This is a genomic window from Streptomyces sp. NPDC015242, from assembly GCF_043079125.1.
Lineage (GTDB): Bacteria > Actinomycetota > Actinomycetes > Streptomycetales > Streptomycetaceae > Streptomyces.
Window position 1 is genome coordinate 77,726 of the sequence record NZ_JBIBUF010000007.1, and the last position, 14,126, is coordinate 91,851.

The window sequence follows — 14,126 nt, forward strand, 5'->3', positions numbered from 1 at the left end:
ATGCATGACGACCGCAGCCTGGTCGAAGCCCGCCTCAAGCGCGTCCTCGACGAGCGTGTCCGCCCCGCCGTGTACCCCGAGTCCGTGCCGCTGGAGGTGGCCGTCTGGCACGCCCCCGGTGAGCCCGTCCCGGTCGCCGAGGGCCTCGCGGCCGAGCCCGGGCCGATCGAGGTGGGCGCCCGGTGGGGTGCTCCCTGGGGCACCAGCTGGTTCCGCGTGACCGGCACGGTGCCCGAGGCGTGGGCGGGCCGGACCGTGGAGGCGATCCTGGACCTCGGCTTCGACGAGAACATGCCCGGCTTCCAGTGCGAGGGCCTGGTCTACCGGCCCGACGGCACCCCGGTGAAGGGCCTCAACCCGCGCAACCAGTGGGTCCGCGTCGGCGCCCCCGCCGAGGGCGGCGAGCAGGTGCGGCTGCACATCGAGGCCGCCTCCAACCCGGTCATCCTCGACTACCACCCCTTCCTGCCCACGCAGCTCGGCGACAAGGAGACCGCGGGCGGCGACCCGCAGTACACCCTGGCCCGGATGGACCTCGCCGTCTTCGACGAGACCGTGTGGCAGCTGGTGATCGACCTGGAGGTGCTCGGCGAGCTGATGGCCGAGCTGCCGGTGGAGTCGGCGCGCCGCTGGGAGATCCTGCGGGCGGTCGACAAGGCGCTCGACGCCCTCGACCTCCAGGACGTCAACGGCAGCGCGGGGCACGCCCGTTCGCGTCTCACCGGCGTCCTCGCCACGCCCGCGGCGCCCTCCGCGCACCGCATCAGCGCCGTCGGGCACGCGCACATCGACTCGGCGTGGCTGTGGCCGCTGCGCGAGACCGTGCGCAAGGTGGCCCGCACGGCCTCCAACATGACCGCGCTGCTCGACGACGAGCCGGAGTTCGTGTTCGCCATGTCGCAGGCCCAGCAGTGGGCGTGGGTGCGCGACCACCGGCCCGAGGTGTGGGCGCGGGTGAAGAAGGCCGTGGCCGACGGGCGGTTCGTGCCGGCCGGCGGCATGTGGGTGGAGTCGGACACCAACATGCCCGGCTCGGAGGCGATGGCCCGGCAGTTCGTGCACGGCAAGCGGTTCTTCCTCGACGAGTTCGGCATCGAGAACGACGAGGCCTGGCTGCCCGACACCTTCGGCTTCGCCGCGGGCCTGCCGCAGATCATCAAGGCGGCCGGCTCCACGTACCTGCTGACCCAGAAGATCTCCTGGAGCCAGACGAACAAGTTCCCGCACCACACCTTCCAGTGGGAGGGCATCGACGGCACCCGGATCTTCACCCACTTCCCGCCCGTCGACACCTACAACTGCTCCATGAAGGGCAGCGAGATCGCCCACGCGGCCCGCAACTTCAAGGACAAGGGCGTCGCCCGGCACTCCCTGGCCCCCACCGGCTGGGGCGACGGAGGCGGCGGCACCACCCGCGAGATGGTCGCCAAGGCGGCCCGCATGCGCGACCTGGAGGGGTCGGCGACGGTGATCTGGGAGACCCCGCGGGAGTTCTTCGAGAAGGCCGCGGCGGAGTACCCCGAACCGCCCGTCTGGGTCGGTGAGCTGTACCTCGAACTGCACCGCGCCACCCTCACCAGCCAGGCCAGGACCAAGCAGGGCAACCGCCGCAGCGAGCACCTGCTGCGGGAGGCCGAACTGTGGGCCGCCACGGCGGCCGTGCGCACCGGGTTCCCCTACCCGTACGAGGACCTGGACCGCATCTGGAAGACGGTGCTGCTGCACCAGTTCCACGACATCCTGCCCGGCTCGTCCATCGCCTGGGTGCACCGCGAGGCCCGCCGCACCTACGAGCGCGTCGCCGAGGAGCTGACCGGGATCGTCGAGGCCGCGCAGCGCGCCCTGGCCGGCGAGGGCGACACCCCGCTCGTCTTCAACGCCGCCCCGCACGCCCGCGCGGGCGTCCCGGCAGGCGGCGCGGGCGTCCCGGCCGGGCAGGAGCGCACCGCCCTGTCCCCCCGGCCGGGCGGCGGACACGTCCTGGACAACGGCCTGCTCCGGGTCGAGGTCGACGCCCGCGGACTCGTCGTGTCGGCGTACGACATCGAGGCCGACCGCGAGACCGTCGCCCCCGGCCGGGCCGCGAACCTGCTCCAGCTGCACCCCGACTTCCCCAACATGTGGGACGCCTGGGACGTCGACGAGTTCTACCGCAACACCGTCACCGACCTCACCGACGCCGACGAGGTCGTCCCGGACGGCGACGGGGTGCGGATCGTGCGGACCTTCGGCTCCTCCCGCGTCACGCAGCTGCTCTCGCTCGCCCCGGGGGAGCGGCGGCTGGTCGTGGACACGGAGGTCGACTGGCACGAGACGGAGAAGTTCCTCAAGCTGGCCTTCCCGCTCGACGTGCACGCCGAACGGTACGCGTCCGAGACCCAGTTCGGGCACTTCCACCGGCCCACCCACACCAACACCTCCTGGGAGGCGGCCAAGTTCGAGGCGTGCAACCACCGCTTCGTCCACCTGGAGGAGCCCGGCTGGGGCGTGGCGCTCGTCAACGACTCCACGTACGGCCACGACGTGACGCGCACGGTCCGCACCGACGGCGACGGCGGCACGACCACCACGGTCCGCGTCTCCCTGCTGCGTGCCCCGCGCTTCCCCGACCCGGAGACCGACCAGGGCGTTCACCGCTTCCGGCACGCGCTGGTGCCCGGCGCCGGCATCGGCGACGCGGTGCGCGAGGGCTGGCGGATCAACCTCCCGGAGCGGCCGCTGACGGGTGCCGGTGAGGTGGCGCCGCTGGTGACCTGCGACCAGGACGCCGTGGTGGTCACGGCCGTCAAGCTGGCCGACGACGGCAGCGGGGACGTGGTCGTCCGGTTCCACGAGGCCTTCGGCGGCCGGGCGCGCGCCACGCTCACCGCCGGGTTCGAGGTGACGGACGTGGCGGTCACGGACCTGCTGGAACGCCCGCTGGCCGACGTCCCGGCACCGCGGTCCGAGGACGGCCGGATCGCGCTGCGGCTGCGCCCGTTCGAGCTCATGACGCTTCGGCTCCGGCGCGCCTGACGGGGAGACGCAGGTCACGTCCGCACGTGTCACATCGGGGTGAGCCGCCGGCTCATAAGGGCGTAAGCACCGACAACGACGAAGGAGAGCTCACCATGAGCGCGCGTCTGGACGTCTTCGCCACCCCGAGCGGCAGCAGGCTCGTCAAGCAGTTCACCTCGGTGGGGCGGCTGGTCGTGGAGTCGGCGCTGCCGGCCGCCACACGGGAACTGGTCTCCCTGCGCGTGAGCCAGATCAACGGGTGCGCGGTCTGCATCGACATGCACACCAAGGAGGCCGCGGCGGCGGGCGAGTCCGCCGTCCGCCTCCATCTGGTCGCCGGCTGGCGGGAGGCCACCGTCTTCACCGAGGCCGAACGCGCCGCGCTGGAACTGGCCGAGCAGGGCACCCGCATCGCCGACGGCGCCGGCGGCGTCCCGGACGAGGTGTGGGAGCGGGCCGCCAAGCACTACGACGAGGAGCAGCTCGTCGCGCTGGTCACCCTGATCGCCTTCATGAACACGGCGAACCGGCTGAACGTGATCCTGCGGCAGCCGGCCGGTGACTACCGGCCGGGGCAGTTCACGTAGCGGTCACGGGGCGGGCCCCGGGCGTGTCCCGGGGCCCGAGCTGTGCCCGCAGCCACTGTTCCACCTCGCCCACGTGCGCGGCGGCCGCCGCGCGGGCCGCCTCCGGATCGTGGGCGGCCAGGGCGCGGTGGATCGCCGCGTGCTCGCGGCGGGTCCGGTCGAAGGCGCCCTCCTCCTGGTAGCCCCGCCAGACCCGGGCGCGGAACGTGCGCGACGACAGCCCCTCCAGGATCGCGGCCATCGTCCCGTTGCCCGCGGCCTGCGCGATCACCCGGTGGAACGCCAGGTCGTGGGCGATGATCTCCTCCGGATCGTCCGTGGCGCTCATCGCCGCCAGGTGCTTCTCCACCTCGGCCAGTTCGTCCTCGGAGATCCGCGCGGCGGCCAGCGCCGTCGCCGTCGATTCCAGGATCCGCCGGATCTCCAGCAGCTCCACCAGACGCGGGCCGCGTGACAGGTCCGCCACGACCCCGAACGTCTCCAGCAGGTCGCCGGCCTCCAGCTGCGTCACGTAGATGCCCGACCCGTGCCGGGCCTCCAGCACGCCGAGCACCGTGAGCGCGCGGATCGCCTCCCGCATGGAACTGCGGCTGATACCCAGTTGAGCGGCCAGCTCGCGCTCGGTCGGCAGCCGCTGGCCCGGCTCCAGCCGGCCCTCCGCGATCAGCGCCTTGATCCGCTCGATGGCGCGCTGCGTCACGGTGGCCTTCCGCGGGGCCGTCTCGTCGTCCACGCCGCTCCTCCGATCACCGCGCGTCGCCGCAGTCTAACCAGCCGGTGGTCCTACCACTAGGTGTCACCAGGGAGATCTGCGGCAACGCGAAGGCGTCACCGCGAGATTGGTCGGACCAGTGGAGGGGAAGTGAACCCCCACCGCCCCGACCGACGAAAGGCCCCCCGTGCCCCCGACGCCCGCCCGCATCACCGCGGTCGACACCTACGACGTCCGCTTCCCGACCTCGCGCGCACATGACGGTTCCGACGCGATGAACCGCGATCCGGACTACTCGGCGGCCTACGTCGTCCTGCGCACCGACGCCGCCGACGGGCACGAGGGGCACGGCTTCGCCTTCACCATCGGGCGGGGCAACGAGGTCCAGGTCGCCGCGATCGACGCGCTCCGCGGCCACCTGGTCGGCCGCGACCTGGACGGGCTGTGCGCCGACCCCTCCACCCTCAACCGCGACCTGATCGGCGACAGTCAGCTGCGCTGGCTCGGACCGGAGAAGGGCGTGATGCACATGGCGATCGGCGCGGTCGTCAACGCCGCGTGGGACCTCGTCGCCAAGCGCGCCGGGCTGCCGCTGTGGCGGCTGCTCGCCGAGGCCGAGCCGGACTGGCTGGTCCGCCAGATCGACTTCCGCTACCTCACCGACGCCCTCACCCCCGAGGAGGCCCTGACCCTGCTGCGCCGGGGCCGGGAGGGCGCCCGGGAGCGCACGGCCCGGCTGCTGGAGCGCGGCTACCCGGCCTACACCACCTCGCCCGGCTGGCTCGGCTACGACGACGACAAGCTCAGCCGTCTCGCGGCCCGGGCCGTCGCCGACGGGTTCACCCAGATCAAGCTCAAGGTCGGCGCCGACCTCGACGACGACATCCGCCGTTGCCGCGTGGCCCGGTCGGTCATCGGCCCCGGCATCCGGCTGGCCGTCGACGCCAACCAGCGGTGGGACGTCGACGAGGCGATCCGCTGGACCAGGGCCCTCGCCGAGTTCGACCCGTACTGGATCGAGGAACCCACCAGTCCCGACGACATCCTCGGCCACGCCGCGATCCGCCGGGCCGTCGCCCCGGTGAAGGTCGCCACCGGCGAGCACGTGCACAACCGCGTCGTCTTCAAACAGCTCCTCCAGGCCGGCGCGCTCGACGTCGTCCAGATCGACGCGGCCCGGGTCGGCGGCGTCCCGGAGAACCTCGCGATCCTGCTGCTCGCGGCCAAGTCCGGTGTACCGGTCTGCCCGCACGCGGGCGGTGTCGGCCTGTGCGAACTCGTCCAGCACCTGTCGATGTTCGACTACGTCGCCCTCACCGGCACCACCGAGGACCGCGTCATCGAATACGTCGATCATCTGCACGACCACTTCCTCGACCCGGTGGTGATCCGGCAGGGTCACTACACGGCACCCACAGCGCCGGGCTTCTCGGCCGCACTGCGGCCCGGGTCGCTGGCGCGCTACACGTACCCCGGCGGCGAGTTCTGGGCCGCCGACCTCGACGCGACGAAGAAGGGGCATGCCGCATGAGCGACTTCGAGGGCCTCAGAGCCCTGGTGACCGGAGGTGCCTCCGGCATCGGCCGGGCCACCGCCGACCTCCTGGCCGAACGCGGCGCACAGGTCGCCGTCCTCGACCGGGACCCGTCCCCGGTCGGCAAGCCACTCCTCGCGCACCGCGCGGACGTCACCGATGACGCGTCCGTGCGCGCCGCCGTCACCGCGGCGGTCGGGGAACTCGGCGGCCTGGACGTCCTGGTGAACAACGCGGGCATCGGCGCCCGGGGCACCGTCGAGGACAACCCCGACGACGAGTGGCACCGCGTCCACGACGTCAACGTCGTCGGCATGGTCCGCACCACCCGCGCCTGCCTGCCCCACCTGCGGGCCTCCGCGCACGCCGCGATCGTCAACACCTGCTCCGTCGCCGCCACCGCGGGCCTGCCCCAGCGCGCCCTGTACAGCGCCACCAAGGGCGCCGTGTACGCCCTGACCCTGGCCATGGCCGCCGACCACGTGCGCGAGGGCATCCGCGTCAACTGCGTCACCCCGGGCACGGTCGACACCCCCTGGGTCGGCCGCCTCCTGGACGCCGCCCCCGACCCGGCCGCCGAACGCGCCGCCCTCGAAGCCCGCCAGCCCACCGGCCGTCTCGTCTCCCCGGCCGAAGTGGCGGGTGCCATCGCCTACCTGGCGAGTCCCCTGTCCGGCGCCACCACGGGCACCGCGCTCGCCGTCGACGGCGGCATGCAGGGCCTGCGGCCGCGCCCGGTGGCCCGGTGAACCGGCTCGGCGGCAGCGGCGTCGAGGTCAGCGCCCTGTCCTTCGGCGCCGCCGCCATCGCCAACCTGTACACCGAGGTCGGCGAGGAGCAGGCCCACGAGGCCGTGGAGGCCGCCTGGCAGCGGGGCGTCCGCTACTTCGACACCGCCCCGCACTACGGACTCGGCCTCTCCGAACGCCGCCTCGGCGCCGCCCTGCGCGGCCACCCTCGCGACCGGTACACGGTCTCCACCAAGGTGGGCCGCCGCCTCGAACCCGCCGACGGCACCGGCGACGACCTCGCCCACGGCTTCGCGGTGCCCGCCACCCACCGGCGCGTGTGGGACTTCAGCGCCGACGGCATCCGCCGCACCCTGGAGGCCAGCCTCGAACGCCTCGGCCTCGACCGCGTCGACGTCGTCTACCTCCACGACCCCGACGAGCACGCCGAGGCGGCCTTCCGTGAGGGCTACCCGGCCCTGGAGAAGCTGCGCGCGGAAGGCGTCGTGGGCGCGATCGGCGCCGGGATGAACCAGTCGGCGATGCTCACCCGCTTCGTCCGCGACACGGACGTGGACGTGGTGCTGTGCGCCGGCCGCTACACCCTCCTGGACCAGAGCGCCCTCACCGACCTGCTGCCGGCGGCCCTGGAGCGCGGCACGTCCGTCGTGATCGGCGGCGCCTTCAACTCCGGCCTGCTGGCCAACCCGGAGCCGGGCGCCCGCTACAACTACACCGCAGCCCCTTCCGAACTGGTCGCACGCGCCCTGCGCCTGAAGTCCGTCGCCGACCGCCACGGCACCACGCTGCGCGCCGTCGCCCTGGCCTTCTGCGCCGCGCACCCGGCCGTCGCGAGCGTCCTGGTCGGAGCCCGCTCGGCGCACGAAGTACGGGACTGCGCCCACCAGTTCGCCGCCCGGGTGCCCGACGCGGTGTGGCGGGACCTGCGCGCCGAGGGCCTGCTGCCGGCCGAGGCCCCCGTCCCCGGCGAGGCGTCCGGAGAGGGGCACTCATGAGAGCCGGTCCGCCGGCATGACCGTGACCGACGCCCACCACCACGTCTGGAACCTCTCCGTCCGCGACCAGACCTGGATCACCGGCCCGGAACTGCTGCCGCTGCGCCGCGACTTCACCCTGGGGGACCTCGAACCCGAGGCGAGGGCCGCCGGAGTGGGCCGCACGGTCGTCGTCCAGACGGTCACCGTGCCCGAGGAGACCCCGGAACTGCTGGCCCTGGCCGAGGAGCACGACCTGGTCGCGGGTGTCGTCGGCTGGACCGACCTCACCCGCCCCGGCGTGGCCGGCGAACTCGCCCGGCTGCGCGAGCTCCCCGGCGGCCGGTACCTCAAGGGCGTCCGCCACCAGGTCCAGGGCGAGCCCGACCCCGAGTGGCTGCTGCGCCCGGACGTCCTGCGGGGACTGGCCGCCGTGGCCGCCGCCGGACTGGTCTACGACCTCGTCGTCCTGCCCCACCAGCTCCCGGCCTGCGCACGGGCGGCCGCCGCCCTGCCCGGCCTCACGTTCGTCCTGGACCACCTCGGCAAACCGCCCGTCGCCTCCGGCGCCCTCGAACCCTGGGCGTCCGGCCTGCGGGCCCTGGCCGCCCTGCCCAACACCGTCGCCAAGCTCTCCGGCCTGGCCACCGAGGCCGACCCCGCCCGCTGGACCGTGGACGACCTGCGCCCGTACGCCGACACCGCGCTGGAAGCCTTCGGGCCCGCCCGGCTGATGTACGGCTCGGACTGGCCGGTGTCCACCCGGGCCGGCACGTACGGCGGCATCCTCGACGCCATGCGCCGGCTCACCGGCCCGCGCGACCGTGCCCAGGTCTTCGAGACCACCGCCGCCCGCGTCTACGGCCTGTGAACGCGCTCGGCCAGCCGGGTCGGCGGCAAGTACTCCCGCACGTACGTCCGTTCCCAGCAGGCGCCGGTCCGCCGCAGCTCGCGCCAGGTCGTGTACCGGTAGCGGAACAGCCGGGCGCGCACGAACCGCGGTGGCGCGTCCGGCGGGAACGGCGAGCGGCGCAGCAGCTTCAGCGTGTCGCGGTCGTTCTCCAGCAGCCGCTCCACGAGCCGGCCGAACCAGGGGTCGGCGTAGGCGGGGGAGAGGGCCGCGAACCACATCATCCAGTCCAGGCGCAGGTGGTAGGGCGCGAACTGGCGCGGCCACCGCCGGGGATCGCCCGGCTTGCCCCTGAACTCGTACTCCCGCCAGCCCGAGTCCGCCCGCGGCACCTCGTCCGCGGTGCCCTCGACCACGACCTCGTACCGCACCCGGCTCACGCTGCCGAACGCGCCGTAGGTGTTGACCAGGTGCAGCGGGTCGAAGGAGCGGTTCATCACCTGGCGGCGGGAGAGCATGTTGCGCACCGGCCGGTGGCTGAGGACCAGCAGCAGCGCGGACACCGCGAGCACCAGCACGACGTACCACAGCGGCGTGTCCGGCACCTCGGGCGCGTCCGCCGGGAAGCGCACCGCCGACAGCGCCAGCACGATCGTGATCCAGTTGAGCCATGAGAAGTTGCCCGACAGCACCAGCCACAGCTGAGTGACGATCATCAGCGCGGCGGCGCCCGTCGCGACCGGCTGCGGCGTGAACAGCAGGAACGGCACCACCAGTTGCGTGACGTGGTTCGCGGCCACCTCGACCCGGTGCAGCGGGCGGGGCAGGTGGTGGAAGAACCAGCTCAGCGGACCGGGCATCGGCTGGGTCTCGTGATGGTGGTCCAGGCAGGTCAGCTTCCGCCAGCACGCGTCGCCGCGCATCTTGATCAGCCCCGCGCCGAACTCCACCCGGAACAGGATCCACCGCAGCAGGAACAGCACCACGAGCGGCGGCGCCACCTCGTCGTTGCCGAGGAACACGGCGAGGAACCCGACCTCCAGCAGCAGCGACTCCCAGCCGAACGAGTACCAGGTCTGCCCGACGTTGACGATCGACAGGTACAGCACCCACGGCACCAGCCACAGCAGCATGCCGCCCCACAGCGGCAGCACCGAGTCCAGCCCGGCCAGCAGCGCCGCCGACACCGCGCAGCCCGCCCAGGCGCACAGCGCGAAGAAGCGGTCCGAATAGTGCAGCTGGAACAGGCTGGGGGCCCGCCGGAACGGCACCCGCTCGACGAACCGCGGCACCGGCAGCATGCCGCGCCGCCCGATCAGCGCCCGGAACTGCAGCGCCGCCGTCAGGAACGCCACCAGGTAGACGGCGGCCAGCGCCTTCTGGAAGACCAGCCGGGTCAGCCAGTAGTCGGATGCGGTGAACCATTCCACGGCCGTGCGCTCCTCCCGTGACGCGCCGGACTTCGGTGTCACGCTCCGCGTACCACCGCTCCGGTTGCGCAACCCGAGTGAGCCGAGCCAACAATAGGGGCGAAATGCCATGAAACGGCCTAGGTGTGCGGGAGGGCGAGGTGCGGACATCCTCGGGGGCCTTCGCCACGGCGTGCGCGCTCGGGGCGGCGCTCCTCCTGGCGGGCTGCGTCTCCGGCCGCCCCGGCGGCGGCGCGGACGGCGGCACGGCGGCCGGGGCCCTCGTCCTCCAGCCGGCCGCCGACCCCGGACCCGACCCCTTCACGGACTCCACGGCCGTCCCGGCACCCGCCCCGGACCCCGCCGCGCCCGCACCGGCGACGTCGGGCGGTACCGTCCGGGTGGCCGCCGGCCCGCGCTCCCTGTCCGGGGCGACACCCGGCCTCTACGGCGGCACCGAGCGGACCGGCAGCTGCGACATCGGCCGGCAGATCGGCCACCTCACCCGCGACCCGGCCGCCCACCGTGCCTTCGCCCGGGTCGCGGGCGTCTCCCCGCAAGCCGTCCCGGACTACGTCCGCGCCCTCACCCCGGTCGTGCTGCGGGCCGACACCCGCGTCACCGGGCACGGTCACCGGGCGGGCCGCGTCACCGGCTACCAGGCCGTCCTGCAGGCCGGCACCGCCGTCCTGGTCGACGACCGGGGCGTGCCCCGCGTCCGCTGCGCCTGCGGCAACCCCCTGCGCCCTCCGCTCGCCGCGCGCGGCACGGCCGGCACCCGGGGCGCGCCCTGGCCCGGCTACCGGCCCGGCGGGGCGATCGTCGTGACCCCGGCCCCGCACCCCGTGAGCGGCTTCACCCTCATCGACCTGGCCGCCCGGACCTGGATCGAACGGCGGCGCGGGCACGACGTGCGCCACGACCGGGCCCTGCCGCCGCCGGTGTGGACGCCCCGGCCCCCGGCGCCGTCCGCCGCAGCGCCCGTCCCCCCGGGCGAGTCCCGCACGGGAGCGGACCCGGCCGGCGACACCGCCCCGCCTCCGTCGTACGTCCCCGAACCGCCTCCCGCCGAACCGGTGCCCCGGGAGCCCGGCGAACCGGAGCCGGAGGAGGCGGGCGAGGCCGGCGATCCGGACGAGGTCGGACCCGAAGCCGTGCCGGACGGCCCGGACCTGCCCGACGGCGCGGGGCTGATTCCCGGCGAACCGGCCGACGACAGCATCTTCGGCAGCCCCACCGACGTCTTCGGGAACTGAGGGCCGGTCCCGCCGGGCGGCCCCGCACTCGGCACATCCGGTCGAAGAATCGGACGAATCCTGGCAAGGTGGGCCCATGGCTGATCGGGGAGCGCGCGCCGCCCTGTCACTCCCGGACGACTGGCCCGCCCACCCGGATCCGATCCTCGCGCTCAACCGGATGGGCAGCTTCGACTGGGACCTGGACACCGGCCTGATGCAGATGGACGCGCAGGCCCACGACATCTTCGACGTGCGCCCCGACGAGTACGACGACCACCCCGAGACGCTCGCCAAGCGTGTCCCGCCCGGCGAGGCCCGCCGCCTGGACACGGCGGTCTCCCAGGCGCTGAAGGACGGCAGCGAGAACTACGGCGCCTACTTCCGCATCCGCCGCCGCGACGGGAGCCTGCGCTGGACGCACACCCAGGGCTACATCCGGCGTGACGAGACCGGCCGCCCCCGCCGCATCATCGGCATCGTCCGGGACGCCACCCGGGAGCTCGACGAGATCGACGCCCGGCGCGACCAGGCCGACCGGGACGAGGCCAGCCGGGAGCAGACCAGCGTCGTCGAACTCACCACGGCCGCCCTCGCCCACGCCCGCACCGTGCAGGACGTCATCGACGTCCTGAAGGACACGCACGGCCTCATCCACCTGGGCGCCACCAGCCTCGTCATGGGCCTGGTCGAGGCCGGGCGCATCCGCCTGGTGGCCGAGGGCCCCGAGGACGCCTTCGTGCCCGGCACCCGCGTCACCCGCATCGACGAGCCCTACCCGATGAGCGAGGCCGTGCGGACCCTCGGCCCGTGCTTCATCGAATCGCCCGAGGAGTTCGCCGAGCGCTACCCGATCCTGTGGCCGCACATCACCGGCCTGAACATCACGTCGGCCGCCTATCTGCCGCTCATCGTCCAGGCCCGCCCGATCGGCGCGATGGGCCTGCTCTACAGCGACCGGCACGGCTTCACCCCCGAGGAGCGCAACATCCTCGTCGCCCTCGGCAGCAGCATCGCCCAGAGCCTGCAGCGGGCCATGTTCTACGAGCAGGAGATGGACCTCGCGCAGAACCTGCAGCAGGCCATGCTGCCCCGCACCATCCCGAGCGTGCCCGGCGCCGATGTGGCCGTCCGCTACCGTGCCGCCACCCTCGGCGGCTCCGTCGGCCGGGACATCGGCGGCGACTGGTACGACCTGATCCCGCTGCCGGGCGGCCGGGTCGGGGCCGTCATCGGCGACGTCCAGGGCCACGACACGCACGCCGCGGCCGTCATGGGCCAGCTGCGCATCGTGCTGCGCGCCTACGCCGCCGAGGGGCACACCCCGGCGACCGTGATGGCCCGTGCCTCCGTCTTCCTGCACGAGCTCGACACCGACCGCTCCGCGACCTGCCTGTACGCGGAGGCCGACCTGTCCACCGGGGTGCTCCAGGTGGTCCGGGCCGGGCACATCGACCCGCTCGTCCGGCTCACCGACGGCTCCTGCCGCCGCGTCCCCGTCCCCGGCGGCCTGCCGCTCGGCCTGTCCGCCGAGTTCGGCCGCCTCGACTACCCCGTCGGCACCCTGGAGCTCGACCCCGGCGACACCCTGCTGCTGTGCACGGACGGCCTGGTGGAGCAGCCCGGCGCCGACCTCGACGACGGCATGCGCACCCTCACCGCGCTCGTCGCCACCGGCCCCGAGGACGTGCGCGACCTCGCCGACCGGCTCATCGACGTGGCCGACGAACGCGGCGGCGACGACGACGTGGCGCTGCTCCTGCTGCGCCGGCGCGGCCCCGAGGGCCCGCAGTCCGGCCGCCGCCTCCAGCGGCACGTGTCCCCCGGCGACCCGGCCGCCCTGTCCGAGGCCCGGCACATGATCCGCACCGGGGTCGCCGCCTGGGGCGCCCGGGACCGCGCCGACGAGATCGAACTGGTCGCCGACGAGCTGATCACCAACGCCCTCATGCACACCGAGGGCTCGGCGGTCCTCACCCTGCGGGTGCTCACCGGCTCCGGCCGCCGGCTGCGGGTCGAGGTCGAGGACTCCTCCAGCGCCCTGCCCCGCCGCCGCGAGGCGGGCGACTCGGGTGTCTCCGGCCGCGGCCTGCTCCTGGTCGATCTACTCACCGACGTGTGGGGCGTGGAGGCCCGGGGCGGCGGCAAGGCCGTGTGGTGCGAGTTCGTGGTGCCGGACCACGACTGACGCGGCGTGGCACCCTGGATCCATGCCGGAACTCCCCGAGGTCGAGGCGCTCAAGGACTTCCTCACCGAGCACCTCGTCGGCCACGAGATCGTACGGGTGCTGCCCGTCGCGATCAGCGTGCTGAAGACGTACGACCCGCCGCTGTCCGCGCTGGAGGGCCGCGAGGTCACCGCCGTACGCCGGTACGGCAAGTTCCTGGACCTGGCGACCGCGGACGGCCCCCACCTGGTGACCCATCTGGCCCGGGCGGGCTGGCTGCACTGGAAGGACCGCCTCCCCGACGGCCCGCCCCGCCCCGGCAAGGGCCCCCTCGCGCTGCGCGTGGCCCTGGAGACCGGCGCGGGCTTCGACCTCACCGAGGCCGGCACGCAGAAGCGGCTCGCGGTGTACGTCGTCGGGGACCCGCAGGAGGTGCCGGGCGTGGCCCGGCTCGGCCCGGACCCGCTCGCCGCCGACTTCGACGAGCGGCGCCTCGCGGCACTCCTGGCCGGGGAGCGGCGGCAGCTCAAGGGCGCGTTGCGGGACCAGAGCCTGATCGCGGGCGTCGGCAACGCCTACAGCGACGAGATCCTGCACGCGGCGCGGATGTCGCCCTTCAAGCTGGCCGCGTCGCTGAGCGAGGAGGAGACCGGGCGGCTGTACGCGGCCCTGCGCTCCACGCTCACCGAGGCGGTCGAGCGCTCCCGGGGTGTGGCGGCCGGGCGGCTGAAGGCCGAGAAGAAGAGCGGCCTGCGGGTGCACGGCCGCACCGGCGAGCCCTGCCCGGTGTGCGGCGACACCGTCCGCGAGGTGTCCTTCAGCGACTCCTCGCTCCAGTACTGCCCGACCTGCCAGACGGGCGGCAAGCCGCTGGCCGACCGCAGGTTGTCCCGCCTGCTGAAGTGACCGGC

The 14,126-nt window shown here is 74.0% G+C and carries 11 protein-coding genes; 9 read left to right on the forward strand and 2 right to left on the reverse strand.

Annotation, left to right across the window (positions count from 1 at the left end):
- Together ACF07N_RS23185 and ACF07N_RS23190 are read left to right on the forward strand one after the other, a co-directional pair.
- Positions 1 to 3,015 (forward strand): alpha-mannosidase, encoded by a 3,015-nt coding sequence (locus tag ACF07N_RS23185; RefSeq protein ID WP_392116000.1) that lies wholly within the window; start codon positions 1 to 3, stop codon positions 3,013 to 3,015.
- 95 nt (positions 3,016 to 3,110) lie between these two features.
- On the forward strand, positions 3,111 to 3,584 hold the full coding sequence (locus tag ACF07N_RS23190; RefSeq protein ID WP_392116002.1) for a carboxymuconolactone decarboxylase family protein: 474 nt from the start codon (positions 3,111 to 3,113) through the stop codon (positions 3,582 to 3,584).
- Here ACF07N_RS23190 and ACF07N_RS23195 read toward each other — a convergent pair.
- Positions 3,577 to 4,317: a FadR/GntR family transcriptional regulator gene (locus ACF07N_RS23195; RefSeq protein ID WP_392116005.1), complete on the reverse strand. Its 741-nt coding sequence runs from the start codon at positions 4,315 to 4,317 to the stop codon at positions 3,577 to 3,579. The genes ACF07N_RS23190 and ACF07N_RS23195 overlap by 8 nt on opposite strands.
- A 166-nt stretch (positions 4,318 to 4,483) precedes the next feature.
- On the opposite strand from ACF07N_RS23195, the gene ACF07N_RS23200 reads away from it, so the two are divergent.
- The 4 genes from ACF07N_RS23200 to ACF07N_RS23215 are packed head-to-tail and all read left to right on the forward strand — an operon-like array spanning position 4,484 to position 8,424.
- A complete protein-coding gene (locus ACF07N_RS23200; protein WP_392116008.1) occupies positions 4,484 to 5,827 on the forward strand; it encodes an enolase C-terminal domain-like protein in 1,344 nt (447 codons plus the stop codon).
- The gene (locus tag ACF07N_RS23205) at positions 5,824 to 6,579 is read left to right on the forward strand and encodes an SDR family NAD(P)-dependent oxidoreductase (RefSeq protein ID WP_392116010.1); all 756 of its coding nucleotides are present in this window, start codon (positions 5,824 to 5,826) and stop codon (positions 6,577 to 6,579) included. Before ACF07N_RS23200 ends, ACF07N_RS23205 begins: the two co-directional genes overlap by 4 nt.
- On the forward strand, positions 6,576 to 7,574 hold the full coding sequence (locus ACF07N_RS23210) for an aldo/keto reductase (protein WP_392116013.1): 999 nt from the start codon (positions 6,576 to 6,578) through the stop codon (positions 7,572 to 7,574). The genes ACF07N_RS23205 and ACF07N_RS23210 overlap by 4 nt, the downstream gene beginning before the upstream one ends.
- 16 nt (positions 7,575 to 7,590) lie before the next feature.
- The gene (locus ACF07N_RS23215; protein WP_392116016.1) at positions 7,591 to 8,424 is read left to right on the forward strand and encodes an amidohydrolase family protein; all 834 of its coding nucleotides are present in this window, start codon (positions 7,591 to 7,593) and stop codon (positions 8,422 to 8,424) included.
- On the opposite strand, the gene ACF07N_RS23220 is transcribed toward ACF07N_RS23215, so the two are convergent.
- Positions 8,412 to 9,833: a lipase maturation factor family protein gene (locus ACF07N_RS23220; RefSeq protein WP_392117021.1), complete on the reverse strand. Its 1,422-nt coding sequence runs from the start codon at positions 9,831 to 9,833 to the stop codon at positions 8,412 to 8,414. The genes ACF07N_RS23215 and ACF07N_RS23220 overlap by 13 nt on opposite strands.
- Positions 9,834 to 9,973: 140 nt before the next feature.
- On the opposite strand from ACF07N_RS23220, the gene ACF07N_RS23225 reads away from it, so the two are divergent.
- The 3 genes from ACF07N_RS23225 (at position 9,974) to ACF07N_RS23235 (ending at position 14,121) form a co-directional block, all read left to right on the forward strand.
- The gene (locus tag ACF07N_RS23225) at positions 9,974 to 11,068 is read left to right on the forward strand and encodes a DUF6777 domain-containing protein (protein WP_392116019.1); all 1,095 of its coding nucleotides are present in this window, start codon (positions 9,974 to 9,976) and stop codon (positions 11,066 to 11,068) included.
- Between the two features lie 76 nt (positions 11,069 to 11,144).
- Entirely contained in the window at positions 11,145 to 13,235 is a 2,091-nt protein-coding gene (locus ACF07N_RS23230) for a SpoIIE family protein phosphatase (RefSeq protein WP_392116022.1), read from the forward strand.
- A gap of 22 nt (positions 13,236 to 13,257) precedes the next feature.
- Entirely contained in the window at positions 13,258 to 14,121 is an 864-nt protein-coding gene (locus ACF07N_RS23235) for an Fpg/Nei family DNA glycosylase (protein WP_392116025.1), read from the forward strand.
- Positions 14,122 to 14,126: the final 5 nt, after the last annotated feature.